The organism is Allohoeflea poritis (genome assembly GCF_027889715.1).
Taxonomy (GTDB): Bacteria; Pseudomonadota; Alphaproteobacteria; order Rhizobiales; family Rhizobiaceae; genus Hoeflea_A; species Hoeflea_A poritis.
Map to the genome: position 1 here is coordinate 161,514 of NZ_JAPJZH010000004.1, position 18,334 is coordinate 179,847.

Annotated in this window: 21 protein-coding genes; 8 read left to right on the forward strand and 13 right to left on the reverse strand. The window is 60.2% G+C overall.

Annotation, left to right across the window (positions count from 1 at the left end; genetic code table 11):
• Positions 1-141 precede the first annotated feature (141 nt).
• The 5 genes from OOZ53_RS08130 to OOZ53_RS08150 all read right to left on the reverse strand — a co-directional run bounded on the left by OOZ53_RS08130 (position 142) and on the right by OOZ53_RS08150 (position 4,303).
• Positions 142-420, reverse strand: coding sequence for an HPr family phosphocarrier protein (locus tag OOZ53_RS08130; protein ID WP_271088934.1), 279 nt, complete (start codon positions 418-420; stop codon positions 142-144).
• Between the two features lie 317 nt (positions 421-737).
• Complete coding sequence (locus OOZ53_RS08135) at positions 738-1,139, reverse strand: PTS sugar transporter subunit IIA (RefSeq protein WP_271088935.1); 402 nt, start codon at positions 1,137-1,139, stop codon at positions 738-740.
• A gap of 152 nt (positions 1,140-1,291) precedes the next feature.
• On the reverse strand, positions 1,292-1,762 hold the full coding sequence (locus OOZ53_RS08140) for an HPr kinase/phosphorylase (protein WP_271088936.1): 471 nt from the start codon (positions 1,760-1,762) through the stop codon (positions 1,292-1,294).
• A 7-nt stretch (positions 1,763-1,769) separates the two neighbouring features.
• Entirely contained in the window at positions 1,770-3,575 is a 1,806-nt protein-coding gene (locus tag OOZ53_RS08145; RefSeq protein ID WP_271088937.1) for a stimulus-sensing domain-containing protein, read from the reverse strand.
• A gap of 20 nt (positions 3,576-3,595) precedes the next feature.
• Entirely contained in the window at positions 3,596-4,303 is a 708-nt protein-coding gene (locus OOZ53_RS08150; protein ID WP_271088938.1) for a response regulator transcription factor, read from the reverse strand.
• Positions 4,304-4,634: 331 nt separating this feature from the next.
• Between OOZ53_RS08150 and OOZ53_RS08155 the strand changes: the two genes are divergently transcribed.
• From OOZ53_RS08155 to OOZ53_RS08190, 8 genes are all read left to right on the forward strand, one after another.
• The gene (locus tag OOZ53_RS08155; protein ID WP_271088939.1) at positions 4,635-6,257 is read left to right on the forward strand and encodes a phosphoenolpyruvate carboxykinase; all 1,623 of its coding nucleotides are present in this window, start codon (positions 4,635-4,637) and stop codon (positions 6,255-6,257) included.
• 109 nt (positions 6,258-6,366) lie between these two features.
• Positions 6,367-6,801 (forward strand): alternative ribosome rescue aminoacyl-tRNA hydrolase ArfB, encoded by a 435-nt coding sequence (gene arfB / locus OOZ53_RS08160; RefSeq protein ID WP_271088940.1) that lies wholly within the window; start codon positions 6,367-6,369, stop codon positions 6,799-6,801.
• Positions 6,798-7,418: an alpha-ketoglutarate-dependent dioxygenase AlkB family protein gene (locus OOZ53_RS08165; protein ID WP_271088941.1), complete on the forward strand. Its 621-nt coding sequence runs from the start codon at positions 6,798-6,800 to the stop codon at positions 7,416-7,418. Before arfB ends, OOZ53_RS08165 begins: the two co-directional genes overlap by 4 nt.
• Positions 7,419-7,521: 103 nt before the next feature.
• Positions 7,522-8,544, forward strand: coding sequence for a glycosyltransferase family 2 protein (locus OOZ53_RS08170; RefSeq protein WP_271088942.1), 1,023 nt, complete (start codon positions 7,522-7,524; stop codon positions 8,542-8,544).
• Positions 8,544-9,236, forward strand: a complete 693-nt coding sequence (locus OOZ53_RS08175; RefSeq protein ID WP_271088943.1) for a class I SAM-dependent methyltransferase — start codon at positions 8,544-8,546, stop codon at positions 9,234-9,236. The genes OOZ53_RS08170 and OOZ53_RS08175 overlap by 1 nt, the downstream gene beginning before the upstream one ends.
• 11 nt (positions 9,237-9,247) lie before the next feature.
• Entirely contained in the window at positions 9,248-9,649 is a 402-nt protein-coding gene (locus OOZ53_RS08180) for a GtrA family protein (protein WP_271088944.1), read from the forward strand.
• A gap of 17 nt (positions 9,650-9,666) precedes the next feature.
• Positions 9,667-11,190, forward strand: a complete 1,524-nt coding sequence (locus OOZ53_RS08185; protein WP_271088945.1) for a hypothetical protein — start codon at positions 9,667-9,669, stop codon at positions 11,188-11,190.
• 128 nt (positions 11,191-11,318) lie between these two features.
• Entirely contained in the window at positions 11,319-12,407 is a 1,089-nt protein-coding gene (locus tag OOZ53_RS08190) for a phosphatase PAP2 family protein (protein WP_271088946.1), read from the forward strand.
• 102 nt (positions 12,408-12,509) lie between these two features.
• Here the strand turns inward: OOZ53_RS08190 and OOZ53_RS08195 are convergent, their stop codons facing one another.
• The 8 genes from OOZ53_RS08195 to hisB all read right to left on the reverse strand — a co-directional run bounded on the left by OOZ53_RS08195 (position 12,510) and on the right by hisB (position 18,246).
• A complete protein-coding gene (locus OOZ53_RS08195) occupies positions 12,510-13,532 on the reverse strand; it encodes a phosphatase PAP2 family protein (protein ID WP_271088947.1) in 1,023 nt (340 codons plus the stop codon).
• An 89-nt stretch (positions 13,533-13,621) separates the two neighbouring features.
• Positions 13,622-14,614 carry a type I pantothenate kinase gene (gene coaA / locus OOZ53_RS08200; RefSeq protein ID WP_271088948.1) on the reverse strand — a complete coding sequence of 331 codons (993 nt, stop codon included), beginning with the start codon at positions 14,612-14,614 and terminating at the stop codon, positions 13,622-13,624.
• Complete coding sequence (locus tag OOZ53_RS08205; protein WP_271088949.1) at positions 14,611-14,934, reverse strand: phosphoribosyl-ATP diphosphatase; 324 nt, start codon at positions 14,932-14,934, stop codon at positions 14,611-14,613. The genes coaA and OOZ53_RS08205 overlap by 4 nt, the downstream gene beginning before the upstream one ends.
• Before the next feature lie 33 nt (positions 14,935-14,967).
• Positions 14,968-15,744 carry an imidazole glycerol phosphate synthase subunit HisF gene (hisF, locus tag OOZ53_RS08210; protein WP_271088950.1) on the reverse strand — a complete coding sequence of 259 codons (777 nt, stop codon included), beginning with the start codon at positions 15,742-15,744 and terminating at the stop codon, positions 14,968-14,970.
• On the reverse strand, positions 15,741-16,484 hold the full coding sequence (gene hisA, locus OOZ53_RS08215; protein WP_271088951.1) for a 1-(5-phosphoribosyl)-5-[(5-phosphoribosylamino)methylideneamino]imidazole-4-carboxamide isomerase: 744 nt from the start codon (positions 16,482-16,484) through the stop codon (positions 15,741-15,743). Before hisA ends, hisF begins: the two co-directional genes overlap by 4 nt.
• Positions 16,481-17,131, reverse strand: coding sequence for an imidazole glycerol phosphate synthase subunit HisH (gene hisH / locus OOZ53_RS08220; RefSeq protein ID WP_271088952.1), 651 nt, complete (start codon positions 17,129-17,131; stop codon positions 16,481-16,483). Before hisH ends, hisA begins: the two co-directional genes overlap by 4 nt.
• Positions 17,132-17,138: 7 nt before the next feature.
• Entirely contained in the window at positions 17,139-17,624 is a 486-nt protein-coding gene (locus tag OOZ53_RS08225; protein ID WP_271088953.1) for a DUF2628 domain-containing protein, read from the reverse strand.
• A gap of 13 nt (positions 17,625-17,637) precedes the next feature.
• Complete coding sequence (gene hisB, locus OOZ53_RS08230; RefSeq protein WP_271088954.1) at positions 17,638-18,246, reverse strand: imidazoleglycerol-phosphate dehydratase HisB; 609 nt, start codon at positions 18,244-18,246, stop codon at positions 17,638-17,640.
• Positions 18,247-18,334: the final 88 nt, after the last annotated feature.

Here is an 18,334-nt window from a genome sequence, read left to right on the forward strand (position 1 = left end):
GGGGCCGGCGGCAATGCGCATGCCTGCTCCGCGCCGTCCTTCTCAAGCCGCCTTTAGCAGGCTGAACCCAAAAGGGCAACAAGATATAAAGAAGTCTTTATGTGATTCGACCCGGCGATCCGCTGAAATACGGTCGAACCGTCAAGAATCCTCGCCGAACCGGTTGGCGATGAGTTCGTCGAGCGCATCGAGCGCCTTTTGCGCATCCGGCCCCGACGCGGACACGTCAATGCTGCATCCGGGGCTGGCGGCGAGCATCATCAGGCCCATGATCGATGTTCCGCCGACACTCATGCCGTCCTTGCTGACCAGGATCCGGGCATCGAAGCTTTCGGCAAGCTGCACGAATTTCGCCGATGCCCGGGCATGCAGGCCGCGCTTGTTGACGATGTCGAATGTGCGGACGAGCTGTCCGTTCACGGCCTCATCCATGCGCTAGAGCGAGTTGTGAGTAGATTGACGCATTTGACCGCGGCGATTTTGGTCTCTGGCCAGGCGGGTTGCGCGCCGTGGTGTTCCCTCACCACAAGCGCGAGCCAACGACGCCAGGGGCCAAAATCGCCCGGCCCATTCCATATTCGTTTCCAATATCTTCTCCCCTTTCGAGGGTGGGGAAAATCGGCCCATCGGACGTCGTTGCGCCGCTTGCCCGATGCGCTGCATCGCGCTGCGCGACGCGCCTAGCCGAGTGAACCGGTTTTCCTCCATCAAATGCGTCAATCTAATCACAACTCGCTCTATTTTCCGCTCAGGACGCGGCTCGCGACATTGATATATTTGCGGCCCGCTTCCTGCGCTTCCGCAAGCGCCTTTTCCATGTCGTTGTCGGTGCGAACGCTTGCCAGCTTGATCAGCATGGGAAGGTTGACGCCGGCCACCACCTCGGTGCGGCCGCCATCCATGACCGAGATGGAAAGGTTTGAGGGTGTGCCGCCGAACATGTCCGTCAGGATGATGACACCTTCGCCCTCGTCAGCCTTGGAGACAGCCTCAATGATGTCCATGCGCCGCTGGTCCATGTCATCCTCGGGGCCGATCGAAACCGTTTCCAGCAATTTCTGCGGCCCGACAACGTGCTCCAGCGCGTTCCGGAATTCTTCGGCGAGCTTGCCATGGGTGACAAGCACTAATCCAATCATCTGCAACTGCTCCTGCGGTCGTGACCGGTCAGAACCCGCGCCATACTGCACCCAGATGGAGGCGATTACCAGTGGAATGCCGCGTGCGCCAACGCGTCAATCGTTAAGGCTTAAATGTGCATAGGCGTCAATTCAACAGGTTTTGATTGCATTCACGCAAACAGCCGGTTTTCCAGACGCGCCGCCAGCAGCGCGAACGGGTCCATCAGACGTCCGGGCTGCAGAAAGACGAGCGGCAGATAAAGGCCCGGAAGAACCTCGCGCTGCGTCGACGGATCGGGAAACCGTTCGCCCTTGCCGGTATATTCAACCGAAACGGCGATGTGCATGACAGCCCGCTCCAGATGATGTTTGCGGATGATGCCGGTTCCACGCATCTCCATCAGGCCACGAATGGGCTCCGGCGCCACGGCGACAACGCACTTACCGGATTTTTTCAGAAAGACCTGATCATCGGCAACCAGCGCGGCAAAGCGCCCGCTCAAGCACGCGGACTGGATGAACTCCTCGGCAAGGCGGCTTTTGCCGCTGCCGGGCGGCCCGACGATGAGCACGCCGGTTTCACCGACGACGAGCGCCGTTGCGTGGATATTCGGGAGTTTGTCTGTTGTCTTTTCAGGCACGTCGTGTTCACGCCCGCCTGAGCGGCAGATGAACGATAAACCGCGCGCCCCGGCGCTGGCCGGTCTTTTCATCCACCATGTTCTCGGCCGTGAGCGTGCCGCCATGGGCCTCGATGATCTGGCGGCTGATGGAAAGGCCGAGACCCGAGTTCTGGCCGAAGGCCTCGCCTTCCGGCCGGTCCGTATAGAAGCGCCGGAAAATGTGGTCGATGTTCTCGGCGCTGATGCCGGGCCCGTTGTCTTCCACCAGGATGAGGCAGCTGTTGCGGGTGCTGGTCAGGCGAATGCGGATACGCCCGCCGATATCGGGAACGAAGGAACGGGCATTCTCGATGAGATTGGTCACCACCTGCCCGATGCGCAGGTCGTGGCCGGACACCATGTAACGGTTCTTCTGAGCCGTTTCCCGGTCGATCTCGAAATCGATCCGAACCATTTTCGCGCCCTTGCGGATCTGGCTGGAAATGCTGACGAGATCCTCGAGCAGACGCCGCAGGTTCACCGGCTCGGCATCCTGGCGGGCAAGTTCCGCATCGAGTCGCGAAGCATCGGAGATATCGCTGATCAGACGGTCGAGCCGACTGACATCATGCAGGATGACATCGAGCAGACGCCGCCGTGAATCGTCGTTGCGGGCCAGCGGCAGCGTCTCGACGGCGCTGCGCAGCGAGGTCAGCGGGTTCTTCAGCTCATGGCTGACATCGGCCGCGAAGCTCTCGATCGCATCGATGCGATCGTAAAGCGCGTTGGTCATGTCGCGCACGGCCACAGAAAGGTTGCCGATCTCGTCCTGCCGAGCCGAGAAATCCGGAATCTCCTCGCGAATGCTCACGCCGCGGCGCACCCGCTGGGCGGCATCGGCGAGACGGTGCAGCGGGTTGGCGATGGTTCCGGCGAGCAACAGCGACAACAGGATCGTCACGGCAGCGGCGACGATGAAAACGCGCACGATGGCCAGCCGCTCGGCTCGCACGATCTTGTCGATATCGCCGGCCTGGGTCGACAGCAGCAGCACGCCGAGCACCGCCCGGAAACGCTGGACCGGCACGGCAACCGAAACAATCAGCTCACCCTTGTCGGTTGCCCGCACCACGGCGCTGCGGCCACCGGTCAGCGCCGTCAGCACCTCCTCATAGAGCGTGCCGTCGCCGCCCGGCTGTTCCTGATAGGTCGGCAGGTCGGCCCTCTGGATAAGCCGGTTGAGCGAATCCAGCAGGCGCTCCGCGAAGGGCAGGATCTCCTCGTCCAGCGGCGGCAGGTCGTAGCGCAGGATCTGCCCGGCGGAATAAAGGTGCTGGGAATCGAGGATAAGGCTGGCGTCGCGGTCGTAGATACGGGCTCTTGTGCGCGTCGGCGAGATCAGCCGGCGCAGAACCGGCGCGACGCGCTCCGGGTTGATGGGGAATTCGAGATCCTCGATTTCCCCGCCGGGGGAGATGCTTTCCCCGGCCTGCAGCTCAAGCAGCTTTTCGGGATCGATCGTTATGGAGTCGGTTTCCACGCTGGCGGAGCCGGCAATGGCGGCGGCGATGATCTCGCCCTGGGTCAGCAGGCTTTCGACGCGGGCGTCGATCAGCCCTTCGCGAAACTGGTTGAGATAAAGAATGCCGGACAGAAGGACGAGCAGGGCGGCGAGATTCAAAAACAGGATGCGCCGTGTCAGGCTGGAGAAGATGATGCGGCTCAGCGCCCGGCTGATCAGCGCGAACGGATAGGACCAGGGACGGGCCTCGACGGCCTTTTGCGGAACCGGCCGGTCTTCCTCCTGAGGACGCTCCTGCGGTACCTCGCTGTGATCAAAATTCGCCGTCATATACCCGGACTGTTTCGCAATCAGTCTTCCCGGAACCGGTAACCGACCCCGTAGAGAGTCTCGATCATATCAAAATCATTGTCGACCATCTTGAATTTCTTGCGCAGGCGCTTGATGTGGCTGTCGATCGTGCGATCGTCGACATAAACCTGCTCGTCATAGGCCGCGTCCATGAGCGAATCCCGGCTCTTGACGACACCCGGACGCTGGGCAAGCGAATGCAGGATCAGGAACTCGGTCACCGTCAACGTGACCGGCTGTCCCTTCCAGGTGCAGGTGTGGCGCTCCTGGTCCATGACAAGCTGTCCGCGTTCCAGGCTTGTGCTCTCCATCGGGCCGGCCTTGGCCGGCGCTGTGGCGTCGCGGCCGGCGGCGCGGCGCAAAATCGCCTTGACGCGCTCGACCAAGAGCCGCTGCGAAAACGGCTTGGTGATGAAGTCGTCGGCGCCCATCTTGAGGCCGAACAGTTCGTCGATCTCCTCGTCCTTGGAGGTGAGGAAGATGACGGGAATGTCCAGCTTCTGACGCAATCGGCGCAGAAGCTCCATTCCGTCCATGCGCGGCATCTTGATGTCGAGGATCGCCAGTTGCGGCGGGCGGGCCACAAGCCCCTCAAGCGCGGAGGCGCCATCGGTGTAGGTTTCGACACGATATCCTTCCGATTCCAGCGCGATGGAAACGGATGTCAGGATATTGCGGTCGTCGTCGACGAGCGCGATTGTCTGCATGTGCATTCTCTCCGTCAGCAATGCCGGGCGGTCCGGTTTGGCCGGCACCCATAATATATCGGGCGTGTCATGAGGCCAAAGGTGGAACAAATTGTGGCATAGATGGCTTTGGGCCTCTTTTCAACGGCGCGGCTTCATCCGCCTTGCCCTTTGTAATCTTGTGTCTTGCCGCGTGATTTAAACGATTTAAAAATTCCGAAACTTTTTTAAATCGATTAATATCTTGAAATCATTAATCTTTTTAACAGGTGGCTGTTGCGAAATTTAAATTTCGCCCCTATGGTCCGGCAACTTTTTACCGGGCAACCGCAGATCAAAGGTGGCAAAATCCATGCATGCGACAGGACCTGAAACCGGAAAACGCAATCTTTCCAACGGTATCGACACGATCGGACTGAGCGGCCTGCAGCATGTCTATTACAATCTCAACGAAGCCGAGCTTTATGAGCAGGCCCTGTGCCGGGGCGAGGCCGTCATCACCGCGCAGGGTGCGCTGCGGGCACTCACCGGCCAGCACACCGGCCGGTCGGCGCAGGACAAATATGTCGTGCGTGATGAAAAAACCGGGCCGCTGATCTGGTGGGACAACAACAAGGCCCTGTCGCCGGCGCATTTCGACACGCTGCTTTCCGATTTCAAGGCCTACGCGAAGGGCAAAGAACTTTTCGTGCAGGATCTGATCGGCGGCGCCGATGAAAGCCACGCGCTGGCCTCGCGCATCGTCACGGAGTTTGCCTGGCATTCGCTGTTCATCCGCAACTTGCTGATCCGGCCCGAGCGCGCGGCGCTGGGCGGTTTCGAGGCGGAGCTGACCATTGTCGACTTTCCCGGCTTCAAGGCCGATCCGGAACGTCATGGCTGCAGCAGCGAGACGGTGATTGCCGTCGATCTGGAACGGCGCCTGGTGCTGATCGCCGGCACCTCCTATGCCGGCGAGATGAAGAAGTCCGTCTTCACCGCCCTCAACTACCTGCTGCCGGAGCGCGGCGTCATGCCTATGCACTGCTCGGCGAACCAGGGCCCCGACGGCGACACGGCGATCTTCTTCGGTCTATCGGGTACCGGCAAGACAACGCTCTCGGCCGATCCGAACCGAACCCTGATCGGCGACGATGAACATGGATGGGGCGAGGACGGCGTCTTCAATTTCGAGGGCGGCTGCTACGCAAAGACCATTCGCCTTTCCGAGGAAGCGGAGCCGGAAATCTACGCCACGACACAGCACTTCGGCACGGTGCTCGAGAACGTCGTTCTTGATGAGAACAGGCAGCCGGATTTCGACGACGGCTCACTGACGGAAAACACCCGCTGCGCCTATCCGCTGCATTTCATTCCCAATGCCAGCGCCACCGGCCGGGCCGGACAGCCCCGCAACATCATCATGCTGACGGCCGATGCCTTCGGCGTGCTGCCGCCGATCGCCCGGCTGACACCGGCCCAGGCCATGTATCACTTCCTTTCCGGCTATACCGCCAAGGTGGCCGGCACCGAAAAGGGCGTCACGGAGCCGCAGGCGACCTTCTCCACCTGCTTCGGCGCGCCCTTCATGCCGCGCCATCCGTCCGAATACGGCAATCTGCTGCGCGATCTGATCGCCCGCCACGACGTCGATTGCTGGCTGGTCAATACCGGCTGGACCGGCGGCGCCTTCGGAACCGGCAGCCGCATGCCAATCAGGGCGACCCGCACCCTCTTGACGGCGGCGCTGGACGGATCGCTGGCAAAAGCCGATTTCCGAACCGATCCGCATTTCGGCATCGCCGTGCCGGTCTCGGTCGAGGGCGTCGACAGCGCCATTCTCGATCCGCGCTCGACCTGGTCGGATCCGCAGGCTTATGACGCGCAGGCGCGCCGCCTTGTCGACATGTTCATCGACAATTTCGCCAAATTCGAGGATCACGTCGGCACAGACGTCCGCGGCGCGGCGCCGGGGATGGCGCAAGCGGCCGAATAGATCCGGAAAATTCCTGGAGGAGGACAAGCCCGCGGAGCAATCCGCGGGTTTTTTGTGTGAATAGGGCAGGGTAGTATTGCGTTGAATTCAACGGACCGGCAACGCACCCATGGCAAGCGAGTCCCTTTACATCAATGCGACGATTACGGTGGCCGGCTGGGAGCTGGTGGAGCAATTCATTCGCGCATCGGGGCCGGGCGGCCAGAACGTCAACAAGGTCGCGACCTCCGTTCAGTTGCGGTTCGATGCGCGCTCATCGCCCTCGCTGCCCGAACGTGTCAAGCACAACCTCGTTTCGCTTGCCGGCCGGCGCATGAGCAAGGACGGCGTCATCGTCATCGAGGCTGACCGTTTCAGGACCCAGGAGCGCAACCGCGCCGACGCGCGCGACCGGCTGAAGGCGCTGATCGAGCAGGCCGCCGCGCCACCACCGCCGAAACGCAAGAAGACCAGGCCGACCAAGGGTGCCGTCGAACGCAGACTCAAGGCGAAGGCGGCGCGGTCGGGCATCAAGAAGCTGCGCGGTTCGGTGGAACGGGAATGAGCACGCTGGCGGAGGGAATCTCCTATTATCCGGACCATTTCGACCGTCCGGCACAGGAAGCGCTGGTCGATGCCATCCGCGACGTCGTGCGCGTTGCGCCGCTTTTCGTGCCTGTCATGCCCCGGACCGGCAAACCCATGCATGTACGCATGAGCAATTGCGGGCAACTCGGCTGGGTGACCGACAAGGACAACGGCTACCGTTACCAGCCAACCCATCCACAGACCGGGCGCGCCTGGCCGCCAATCCCGCCCGCGCTGCTGCAACTGTGGGACGATGTGGCCGGTTTCGATGCGCCGCCGGAGGCCTGCCTGATCAACTTCTACGGCGATAGCGCAAAAATGGGCCTGCACCAGGACCGGGACGAACAGGAGTTCGCAGCGCCTGTCGTTTCGGTGTCGCTGGGCGATGATTGCCTGTTCCGGATCGGCGGAACGGAACGCGGCGGGCCGACGCAATCGATGCGGTTGCGCAGCGGCGATGTCATTGTGTTGGGCGGGCCGTCGCGGCTGCGCTATCACGGTGTCGACCGGATTTATCCGGCGAGTTCGACCCTGCTGAAAGACGGCGGTCGCATAAATCTGACCCTGAGACGGGTGTCAAATGCGTCAATCTAATCACAACTCGCTCTAGATGCCCAACTGGCGCCCGGTTCTTAACTGGCCATTTACTTGAAATCGATAGCCTCTTCTCGTCATTTTGAATCGGACGGCCGTACCTGTGACCCAAGACCTCTCTCAAGGTGGCGTCAATAATCGCCCCATCTATTCGCTTGTTCTTCCGATATTCAACGAGGAAGCCGTTTTACCGATCCTCGCGAAGCGCATCACCGAGCTGCTCGATCAGCTTGACGGCCCCTGCGAGGCGATATTCGTCGATGACGGCAGCAGCGATACCAGCGTTATTTTCCTGCGGGAAATGGTCAATCAGGACAGCCGCTTCAAACTGATCGAACTGTCTCGCAATTTCGGGCATCAGATCGCCATTACCGCCGGTATGGATGCAGCGACGGGCGATGCCGTTATCGTCATGGACGCCGATCTTCAGGACCCGCCGGAGGTCGTGTTCGATCTGATCGCCAAATGGAAGGAAGGGTTTGAGATCGTCTACGCCAAGCGCATCAAGCGTGAAGGCGAGACCGTGTTCAAGAAGATCAGCGCAAATCTCTTCTATAAGGTCCTCGATCGAATGACATCGGTCGACATACCGCGCGATGTCGGTGATTTCCGGCTTGTCGGGCGCAAGGCCCTGACGACGTTCCAGGGCATGCCCGAGCGTGACCGGTTCGTCCGCGGCATGTTCGGCTGGATGGGCTTCCGTCAGACGGAGGTGCCGTTCGAGCGACCGGCAAGAGCCGCCGGCGAAACCAAATACCCGTTGTGGAAAATGCTCCGCCTGGCGGTCCATGGCATTGTCAGCTTTTCGGAAAAGCCGCTGCGCGCCGCTCTCTGGCTGGGCCTCGGGATCTCCCTCATGGCCGGCCTTTTCGGCGTCTACGCGCTGTTTGCCTGGCTTTTCAAGGCGAATGTGGTCGAAGGCTGGACCTCAACCATGGTCGTCGTGTCGTTCCTTTTCGGGATCAACATCTTCATGACGGGCATTATCGGACTTTATGTCGGCGGTATCCATGCGGAGGTCAAACGACGCCCGCTTTACGTCATCGATCGCCTCGCCGGCTTTCAGCATGGCGCTGAAGCTGAGTTCGACCGGCGTCAGGGCGGTACCGACCGGAGGATCGCCTGATGGCGACACTTTTTGACAGCTATCGGTCCAGCTATGACAACGTTGTCGAGGATTCGGTCAGTTTTTCCGGCCTCAAGCACGATTTTTTCCTGGAGGCAAAGGCCGACCTGCTGGCCAGACTGATCGTGGAGCGGCGGCTCGTCGGGCATCCGGACGGCCCGCGCACCCTGGATGTCGGTTGCGGTATCGGTGCCCTGCATCCTTATCTGAGCAAAATTCTTCCGCGCCTGGAAGGATGCGATATTTCCAGCGAATCCATCGAACGGGCCCGCATGGACAATCCGGATGTTGCGTATCAAAGCTATATCGCGCCATCACTGCCCTATTCCGACAATACATTCGACCTGGCTTTCGCGGTCTGTGTCATGCATCACGTCATTCCGCAGGACTGGTGCGGCTTCATCCGTGAAATGAAAAGGATCGTCCGGCCGGGCGGCTGCGTCACGATCATCGAGCACAATCCTCTCAATCCGCTGACGCGGCTCGCCGTCCTGCGCTGCCCGTTTGATGAAGATGCGGTTCTCCTCAGTCACAGAAAGACGGCCAGACTTCTTCAGGACAGCGGTTTGCGCAATGTGCGAAGCGAATATTTTCTGCTTCTGCCGACCAAGGCACGGCCCGCGCGGTCCGTGGAAAGAGCGCTTTCGCGCTTGCCGTTCGGCGCACAATACGCCACCAGCGCCATCGTGTAGCGGCTGATATCATGCGTGGCAGCAAAGCGTTTCACCTGGTATCGAAATTCGCCCTTGTCGGCCTGTCGGCAACGCTTCTTTACGCGGTGCTGGCGACAGTCTTCGAGATGCAACTGGGTGCATCCCTCGGACAGGCTACGGTTTCGATTGCCGCCTACGCCATCGCAGCCCTGTTTTCATACAGCGCGCACAGGGTTTTTACCTTTGCTTCAAACGGCGCCTACAGGCTTGAAATTCCGCGATTTGCTCTGCTGACCGCAACCGGTGCCGCACTTTCCTTCGCCCTGCCTGCCTTCATCGGCGGATTTCTCGGGCTGCCGATGTTCGTTTCGGTTGCGTGTGTGTGCGTGGTCATTCCGCTGATCAATTTTGTCGCGCTCGACCGGTGGGTCTTCGGCGACCGAGGCAACTGACAAGGCGGAGGCTGCACATGTCGAATGCCCAGACGTTCGAGAGACAGGGCCGGCCCCTGGCGGTGACGAACTGGCCGGCCATTGTCGGATGCGCGGCCGTTGTCGCACTTTCCGTTCTGTTGAATGCCAGGATCGGCACGAATACCGATGTGTCCTGGATCATCACGATCCTCGAGAGGATGGCCGCCGGAGAGCGCCTTTATCACGACATCGTGGAAACAAATCCGCCATTTACCATGTGGCTCTACCAACCCGCATTCCAGCTGGCGCAGTTTCTTTCAATCAGGCCTGAAACAGCGGTTTTCATTTTCACCTACCTTGCCGGACTGGCCTCGCTGGCGCTCACATACCGCATCACGGAGCGCGCGGGCCTTACCTCAAACGAGACCCATTGGTGGCTCTGGCCGGCGCTGGCGGCAGTATTCTTTGTCCTTCCGGGCAGTGTGTTTGCCCAACGCGAACATGTCGGCCTGATGATGCTTCTGCCGCTTCTGGCGATCCAGGCCTGGCGCATGCGCGAGGATGCGCAAAGCCAAATTCCCGCTTATCTGGCGATTGTTGCCGGCGCTGCCGGATCGGTGATCATTCTCGTCAAACCGCATTGGGCACTCGCCATCGTGTTTCCCGCCATCTATGTCGCCTGGTCACGGCGCTCAATTCTGTCCGTGTTCCGGCTGGAATACTGGGTTATCGGAGCAATCGCGGCGGCTTATATGGCAAGTGTGCTTGTGTTGTATCCGGTATTTCTTGAGAGCATGTATCCGATGCTCAAACAGCTCTATCTGCCGATCAGCAACGCATCGGGCCGGTGGACGCCGATCTTCGTCAAATTCATCCTCCTGCTGGCGGTCTGGAGCCTGTTGCGCATGCAAAGCGCAAAAGCGCCGTTGTCCGATATTACCGTTCTGGCGTCGATCGGGTTCTTTGCCGGAATGTACGGGCTGGGAAAGGGCTGGGATTACCACCTGTACCCATCCATCGCCACCGGCATGATCGCATCGGTGGTGGCGCTGGATGCTGCTTTGCGCACAGCTAGGCGGGCCAGCATCATATGCTGGATGGCCGTTTTCATGGGGTGCATCGCATCGCTTTACTTCGGTCTTACGAACCATGTCCGAAAGGGTCCTGAGCCGGCTATCGTTGAAGCAATCCGCGATCATCACGAAAAGCCGGCCATCGCCGTGGTCGGCGCCGATATCGGCCTGGCATTTCCGCTCACGCGATTGGTCAACGGAACGTTTCATTCAGCCTATTGCAGCGACTGGGCCAGCGCGCACGCCCTTATCCGGTTGATCAGGGAAAAGTCCTCCCTCAGCGACGGCGACAGACTCTGGCTCGAGACGTTCCTCGCCACATATATCGATGCCAAGATCGCGGAGTTCACGGACCATGATCCGGATATCGTGATCGTTTCGCAAAACACGCTTTGGGCAAAACACCTGCTTGCCGAAGACGCGTTTCAATCCGTGATGTTGCGCTACGAACCGCTGGTGGAGAACCAGCGTTATGTCGTTTTCAAACGCAAGGCGGATGCTACATAGCCGTTTTTGTGATCCGTCGACCGATTTCGGGCGGGTTCCTACCGGATCCATCGGCCGGTGGACGACCTGACGTGGCAGGTTTCTTAATCATTTTCCGCTAATGCTGCGTGCAACCAAGGGAGCGATCGATGGTGCCGAACCGTGCCTACATGAGCGCTTTGGTCCACGAGACCGTTGCCGTCACCAAGAGCAACCGCATACTCTTCATCCTTATTGCGCTCTATGCGCTGACGGGATCCGTCTATGTGTGGGCAACTGTAGGATTTTCCCTCGATCCCTATCGGGTCTATGGCTGGCTCTGGCTGAAGAACTATCTGCTGATCTTTCCGGTCGCTCTGTTCGGCGCGGGAGCGATACGCATCATCCTGCGGCTGGATGAGCGGCGGAAGCTGGCTTTTCGCCACATGTTTTCCTCCAGACGCATGGCGCATTTCTTGGCCGGTACGGTGCTGATGCTCGCCCTCATGCCGTTTCAGGCAACCTTCACGGCCATCAAGAACGCGCTTTCGGTCAACGGCTTCCTCTACGACGAGGTCCAGGCGAATATCGACAAGCTGATCCATTTCGACACCGATCCGTGGCAATTGCTTTTCCGGCTAACAGATAGCCAGGCATTTCTCTGTCTTGTGGAAGTCAACTACATGGTCGTGTGGTTCGTGCTCTGCTTCGGCATCCTTTACTGGGTGGCCGTTTCGCCGAATACGTCCGGTTTCCGCGTCCGCTACATCATTACATTCATGCTGGTGTGGTTCGTCGTCGGCAATCTCCTCGCAGGAGCCTTTATTTCCGCCGGCCCGGTCTATTACGGCCATGTGACCGGCGATTTCGCGCGTTTCGGCGATCAACTGGAGCTGCTCGCCCGCAACGAGGGGCACTTCAATGCGGCTGTGAAATATCAGAACTATCTGTGGCTGCTTCGCGAAAACAACGTTACGGGGCTTGGATCGGGCATCTCCGCTTTCCCGAGCGTTCACGTCGCGCTGACGATGATGAACGCGCTCTTTGTCTATGAATTCAACCGCAAGCTGGGATGGGCGTTCTTCGCCTATACGGCGTTCATCGTTTTCAGTTCGGTCTATCTAGCCTGGCACTACGCCATCGACGGCTATGTCGCGATCCCGGTTACGCTGGCCCTGTATTACGCGGTGCGCAACCTGCCCATCGCCAGGCCGGTTCCGCAGGATCGGGAAACCGCGATTGCGCACCCGGCATCCTGAGGCAGGAGCACACCTCCGGTATCGGCCGCGCCGGACTTTATCAATCTGTAAAACCTGCCCGGGTTCAGGACATAGACATGTCCCTGGCCTGAGCGCCGGGGCTTACTCGCCGGTTGCGTGCCGCATCATGTCCTTTGTCGCCGCCACCGGACCAAGGTGCGGTTGGCCGGCCGCCGGCGGTGCGAAAAGCGTCCGGTAACGATCGGTCCGTTCGAACGCACGGCAAACGACCACGGCAATGGCTGCGCCGGCGAACAGGTCGACAAAATAGTGACCGCCCCAGACCGGTGTCGATGCAATCATCACCACCGTGTAGCAGAGCACCGGGATGTAAAGCAGACTACGTCGGTAGGCATATGCCAATACGATGCCCGCTGCCGTGTCAAACGACGGAAATGTCGTCAATCCAGGCAAGTCGAATACATTGAACGTGTAGGTGTCGGCGTTACGCAACGCTTCAAGGATTGGAATGGAATACCAGCCGGGACGCGTTGCAAATTGATCCAGTAACTCCGGCCTCTCCAATGCATATCCGACCGCCGCAACTGCCGGAAAGAACATGCCAATGACCGTGCACACAATCGCAGTCGTTGTGAAGGTGACGACGAAAAACCGCGCGGCCTCGATCCGCCCGAGCAAGAAAAGGCCAATGAAACCGGCGACACTTGTGGGCGTCAGGCTGACATAGGCCAAATCGAGAATACGGATCAGCGCCGGACGATCGGCAACGAAGGAGAAATAGGCATTCCAGTCCAGGAAGAAGGCACGGTCCCAGGCCAGAAGCATCGCATCGGCATAGGGGATGTCCGTCATCATCGTGATATGGTTGAACAGGCGCAGTGCCACCCAGCCCAACAGGATGAATGCGTAACCCTCAAAAAAGGTCTGCAGCTTTTCGATCAGCCGCCGTGAAGATGGCGTCGTGACAAGTAAAACGCCGCCTCTTTTGGCATTCAGCAGCCAGTAGTTGGCCGCAACGACGCACAGCAATCCGATTCCCGAGCCTGCGGTTCCCAGCAACGAGCGCAGGTCCACTCGGTGACCAGCCAGATAGATATATGCAAAATCAAAGGCAGCCAACAGCGCCAGTCCGACGAACCAGCGCCTTCCGGGAAAGGTCAGCATGTCAGGCTCCAATTCAACACCGGGAGCCTAGCAAAGCACTGTTAAGGAAGTGCCAATTCTCAAGGCTGTGGTGACCATTTAACCACAGCCTAAAGCTTGCGCAGCGCCACCTGCTCGATCAGGTGATCGTCGCCCTTGTGCAGGATGAGATCGGCGCGGGGGCGGGTGGGCAGGATGTTCTCGCGCAGGTTCCGCAGGTTGATGTTTTCCCAAAGGCCGTTTGCGATGGCCAGTGCCGCATCCTCGGAAATCGTGGAGTAGCGGTGGAAGAAGGATTGCGGGTTCTTGAACGCCGTCTCGCGCAGCCGCATGAAGCGCTCCACATACCAGTTGTGGATGCGTTCCTCCTGGGCGTCGATATAGATCGAAAAGTCGAAGAAATCCGATACGAAGGGGATGATCTTGCCATCCTCCGGCAGGTCCCGTACCTGCAAAACGTTGATGCCTTCGAAAATCAGGATGTCGGGTCGGTCGATGACGACGAATTCGCCGGGCATGACATCGTAGGTCAGGTGCGAATAGCAGGGCGCCTTGACGTTCGGGCGCCCCGCCTTGATGTCGGACAGGAATTTCAGGACCGAGCTGACATCATAGCTTTCCGGGAAGCCCTTGCGGTCCATCAGATTCTCGCGCCGCAACACCTCGTTGGGCAAGAGGAAGCCGTCCGTCGTCACAAGATCGACCTTCGGGCTGCCGGACCAGCGGGTCAGGAGTTCTTTCAGGATACGGGCCGTCGTCGATTTGCCGACGGCAACGGAGCCGGCAATGCCGATGATAAAGGGCGTCTTGGTGACATTCGGCAGCGACAGGAAGCTGCGTCGCTGGTCGAACAGCAGCTTGGAAGCCTCGACATGCGCATAAAGCAGACGCGACAGGGACAGATAGATGCGGCGCACCTCGTCCAGATCGACAGGGTCGTTCAACGAGCGCAGCCGCTCGACCTCGTCCTTGTTGAGGGTCAGAGGCGTGTCGTCGCGGAACTCCGCCCAGCGCTCGGCGGAAAAGAACCGGTAGGGTGAATAGTCGCCGGGCTCAAAATGATTGAGCTCCTCCTGCGGCCAGTCAGCAACGTCGTCATTCATGATCCAGCACGGCTCGCTTTCTCCTCAAGCCCGGACCGGGCTGTGCGGTTTTCAAGCTCGGCCATGACATCGTCGAGTGGAATATCGGCGATCTTGAGAACAACAAGCAGATGATAGAGGACATCGGCTGCCTCGGCCGTCAGACCGGCCCGGTCTGCGGTAACGGCGGCGATCGCTGCTTCAACCGCCTCCTCGCCGAGCTTCTGGGCCGCCTTTTCCTGTCCCTTAGCGACAAGCTTTGCCGTCCAGGACTCCTCCACGGGCGCACCCGCCCGGGCGGCAATGATGGTTTCCAGATCGGCTAGCGTAAAGGCGCTCATATAAAGCTCCGCACCGTCATAGGTTCAAATGGCTCAATCGAGCCGCATGGCAACACCGGCATCGGCCATATGTTTCTTGGCTTCTTCAATCGTATAGGTGCCGAAGTGAAAAATCGAGGCCGCAAGGACGGCCGTGGCGTGGCCGTCGCGAACGCCCTCGACCAGATGGTCGAGCGTGCCGACGCCGCCGGAAGCGATGACCGGCACGGTCACAGCGTCCGCGACAGCGCGGGTCAGGGGTATGTTGTAGCCAAGCTTGGTGCCGTCGCGGTCCATGGAGGTAAGCATGATCTCGCCGGCGCCCAGGTCAACGACCTTGCGGGCGAATTCGACGGCATCGATACCGGTCGGCACGCGACCGCCATGGGTGAAGATCTCCCAGCGGCCTTCCTCGTGCGGCTGCGAGACCGTCTTGGCGTCGATCGAAACGACGATGCACTGGTTGCCGAACTTGTCGGCGGCCTCGGCGACGAAATCGGGATTTTTGACTGCGGTCGTATTGATCGACACCTTGTCGGCGCCGGCCAGCAGCAGCTTTCGGATATCAGCGATGGTGCGCACGCCACCGCCGACCGTCAGCGGCATGAAACACTGTTCGGCGGTGCGGGCGACGACGTCGAAGATCGTATCGCGGTTGTCGGACGAGGCGGTGATGTCCAGAAAGCACAGCTCATCGGCGCCGGCGGCGTCATAGACCCGCGCCGCCTCGACCGGATCGCCGGCATCGATCAGATCGACAAAGTTGACGCCCTTGACGACGCGGCCGTCTTTCACGTCCAGACAGGGGATAATGCGTGCCTTGAGCGTCATTTTCCGTTTTCCCGCGCCTCGGCCAGCAATGCCAGCGCTTCCCCGGAATCGATGCGGCCATCATACAGCGCGCGGCCCGATATCGCGCCTTCCAGGCGCGCGGCGTCGGGCATGGTCATGCGCACGATGTCGGCCATGGATGCAAGGCCGCCGGACGCAATGACCGGAATCTGTACTGCATCGGCCAGCACCAGGGTCGATTCCCAGTTGATGCCGGTCAGGACGCCGTCCCGGTCGATATCGGTATAGATGATCGCCGCGACACCGGCGCCCTCGAAACGTCGGGCGAGCTCCACGGCCTCAAGCTCCGAGGCCTCGGCCCAGCCCTCGACAGCCACCTTGCCGCCGCGCGCATCGATGCCGACGGCGATCCGATCGGGAAAACGCCGGCAGGCCTCCTTCACCAGATCCGGGTCGCGCACGGCGACCGTGCCGAGAATGACGCGGGCAAGTCCCTTGTCCAGCCAGTCCTCGATGTGATCCAGCGAGCGGATGCCGCCACCGAGCTGCACCGGATTGCCGGTGGTCTTCAGGATCGCTTCGACGGCTTCGCCGTTGACGCTCTGCCCGGCAAAGGCGCCGTTGAGATCGACCACGTGGAGCCAGGAGAAGCCCTGTTCCTCAAAAGCAGCCGCCTGCGCCGCCGGATCGGTGTTATAGACCGTCGCGGAATCCATTTCGCCGAGCTTGAGGCGCACGCATTCGCCGTCTTTCAGATCAATGGCCGGAAACAGGATCATGGCGTCCACTTCAGAAAATTGGCGATCAGCGCGAGTCCGAGCTTCTGGCTTTTCTCGGGGTGAAACTGGGTGCCCGCACGGTTCTCATGCGCCACGGCGGCTGTGACCGCTCCGCCGTAGTCGGTGACCGCGACTACATCCGACGCGTCTTCGGCATCCAGATAATAGGAATGCACGAAATAGGCGTGCAGGCCCGCGGGTCCGGTCGCGATGCCTTCGAACAGCGGGTGCGGACGCTGCAAGTCCAGCGTGTTCCAGCCGATCTGCGGAATCTTGAGGTCCGGATCGGCGGGCTGCATCAGGCGCACGTCGCCGGACACCCAATCGAAGCCCGGGGTTTCGACCTTTTCCAGCCCGCGCGTCGCCATGAGCTGCATGCCGACACAGATGCCGAGAAACGGACGTGCCTTATGCTCGACGGCCTCAAACAGCGCTTCCTCCATGCCATCAACGGCGGCGAGACCGCTGCGGCAGTCGGCAAAGGCGCCGACACCCGGAAGAACGATCCGGTCCGCCTTGGCGACGGTTTGCGGCTCGCTCGTCAGCAGGATATCGGCATCGACGCCGCTTTCGCGTGCGGCGCGCTCAAAGGCCTTGGTGGCCGAGCGCAGATTGCCTGATCCATAGTCGATGATGGCGACTTTCATCTAAAGATCAGCCTCTGTTTTCGTAGTCCAGCAAGCCGAGAGCAGGTCCCGAACCCACCGGCGCGGGGCCGGTGGCCGCTTCTTTGCCGAATGCGGGCGCAGGACGTGGCTTTTGCTGGTTTGTCTGTGCGGCAGCGGAGAAGAAAATTTCCTCGGCGGTGGCATGGTCCGGCGCATCGATGACGGCGCGCAAATCCCAACCCTGCCGTTCCTTCTTCGCAATGCGCCAATTGTTGCCCTCGAGCGCGACGAACAGCGATATCATGACCGACGACACCGTGAAGACGGTTGACCAGGCGGGAAGCTGGCTGATGGCCACCGCGATCGCCACCGACAAGAGCAGCAGCATGATGGCGGCAAACCACAACCGGTTCCACAAAAGCCAGATGACGGGGACGATCAGTGCGAGCAAGGAGAAACCGTCGCGGATCAGAGCCGCCCGCTCATCCTTTTCGCAGCCATCCGGGGGCGTCAATACAACATAACTTGCCATCGCGATTCGCGCCTCAGGCCAGGGTTCCCTTTGTCGACGGTATGCGGTCCGCCTGGCGCGGATCGATTTCCGTCGCCGTTCGCAGGACCCTTGCGACCGCCTTGAAGCATGTCTCGGCAATATGGTGATTATTGGCACCGTAAAGGTTTGTGACATGCAGGGTGATGCCGGCATTCTGCGCCAGCGCCTGGAAGAACTCGCGGCACAGTTCGGTGTCGAACGTACCGATCTTTGACGACGAGAACTCCGCGTCCCAGACAAGGAACGGCCGGCCCGACACATCGATGGCGGCCGTCGTCAGCGTCTCGTCCATGGCGAGATCGAGCGATGCGTAGCGCACAATGCCGCGGCGCTCGCCCAGCGCCTTAGCGATCGCCAGGCCGATCGCAATGCCGGTATCCTCGACCGTGTGGTGGTCGTCAATGTGCAGATCGCCCTTTGCCGAAATTTCCATGTCGATCAGCGAATGGCGGGAAAGCTGGTCCAGCATATGGTCGAAGAAGCCGATGCCCGTATCGATCTTCGACGCGCCCGTGCCGTCGATATCGATCTTCACCGAAATATCCGTTTCATTCGTCTTGCGGGCCACTTCGGCCACGCGGTTTTGCCGGGACTCACCCATTCGGCATACTCCATGAACCACGATGGGGGCTGCATAACAGGGCGGCGGGAAAATATCCAGAAAAGCGTGCCGGACCGATTGGGGATTT

Bases quoted from the DNA above. Each gene is read 5' to 3' on its own strand.
- OOZ53_RS08225 (WP_271088953.1), bottom strand. From the start codon at position 17,624: ATGGCAAGTTATGTTGTATTGACGCCCCCGGATGGCTGCGAAAAGGAT.
- coaA (WP_271088948.1), bottom strand. From the start codon at position 14,614: ATGAATGACGACGTTGCTGACTGGCCGCAGGAGGAGCTCAATCATTTT.
- OOZ53_RS08145 (WP_271088937.1), bottom strand. From the start codon at position 3,575: ATGACGGCGAATTTTGATCACAGCGAGGTACCGCAGGAGCGTCCTCAG.
- OOZ53_RS08180 (WP_271088944.1), top strand. From the start codon at position 9,248: ATGCGTGGCAGCAAAGCGTTTCACCTGGTATCGAAATTCGCCCTTGTC.
- arfB (WP_271088940.1), top strand. From the start codon at position 6,367: ATGGCAAGCGAGTCCCTTTACATCAATGCGACGATTACGGTGGCCGGC.
- OOZ53_RS08205 (WP_271088949.1), bottom strand. From the start codon at position 14,934: ATGAGCGCCTTTACGCTAGCCGATCTGGAAACCATCATTGCCGCCCGG.
- hisB (WP_271088954.1), bottom strand. From the start codon at position 18,246: ATGGGTGAGTCCCGGCAAAACCGCGTGGCCGAAGTGGCCCGCAAGACG.
- OOZ53_RS08150 (WP_271088938.1), bottom strand. From the start codon at position 4,303: ATGCAGACAATCGCGCTCGTCGACGACGACCGCAATATCCTGACATCC.
- hisF (WP_271088950.1), bottom strand. From the start codon at position 15,744: ATGACGCTCAAGGCACGCATTATCCCCTGTCTGGACGTGAAAGACGGC.
- OOZ53_RS08185 (WP_271088945.1), top strand. From the start codon at position 9,667: ATGTCGAATGCCCAGACGTTCGAGAGACAGGGCCGGCCCCTGGCGGTG.
- OOZ53_RS08165 (WP_271088941.1), top strand. From the start codon at position 6,798: ATGAGCACGCTGGCGGAGGGAATCTCCTATTATCCGGACCATTTCGAC.
- OOZ53_RS08135 (WP_271088935.1), bottom strand. From the start codon at position 1,139: ATGATTGGATTAGTGCTTGTCACCCATGGCAAGCTCGCCGAAGAATTC.
- OOZ53_RS08195 (WP_271088947.1), bottom strand. From the start codon at position 13,532: ATGCTGACCTTTCCCGGAAGGCGCTGGTTCGTCGGACTGGCGCTGTTG.
- OOZ53_RS08175 (WP_271088943.1), top strand. From the start codon at position 8,544: ATGGCGACACTTTTTGACAGCTATCGGTCCAGCTATGACAACGTTGTC.
- OOZ53_RS08190 (WP_271088946.1), top strand. From the start codon at position 11,319: ATGGTGCCGAACCGTGCCTACATGAGCGCTTTGGTCCACGAGACCGTT.
- hisH (WP_271088952.1), bottom strand. From the start codon at position 17,131: ATGAAAGTCGCCATCATCGACTATGGATCAGGCAATCTGCGCTCGGCC.
- hisA (WP_271088951.1), bottom strand. From the start codon at position 16,484: ATGATCCTGTTTCCGGCCATTGATCTGAAAGACGGCGAATGCGTGCGC.
- OOZ53_RS08155 (WP_271088939.1), top strand. From the start codon at position 4,635: ATGCATGCGACAGGACCTGAAACCGGAAAACGCAATCTTTCCAACGGT.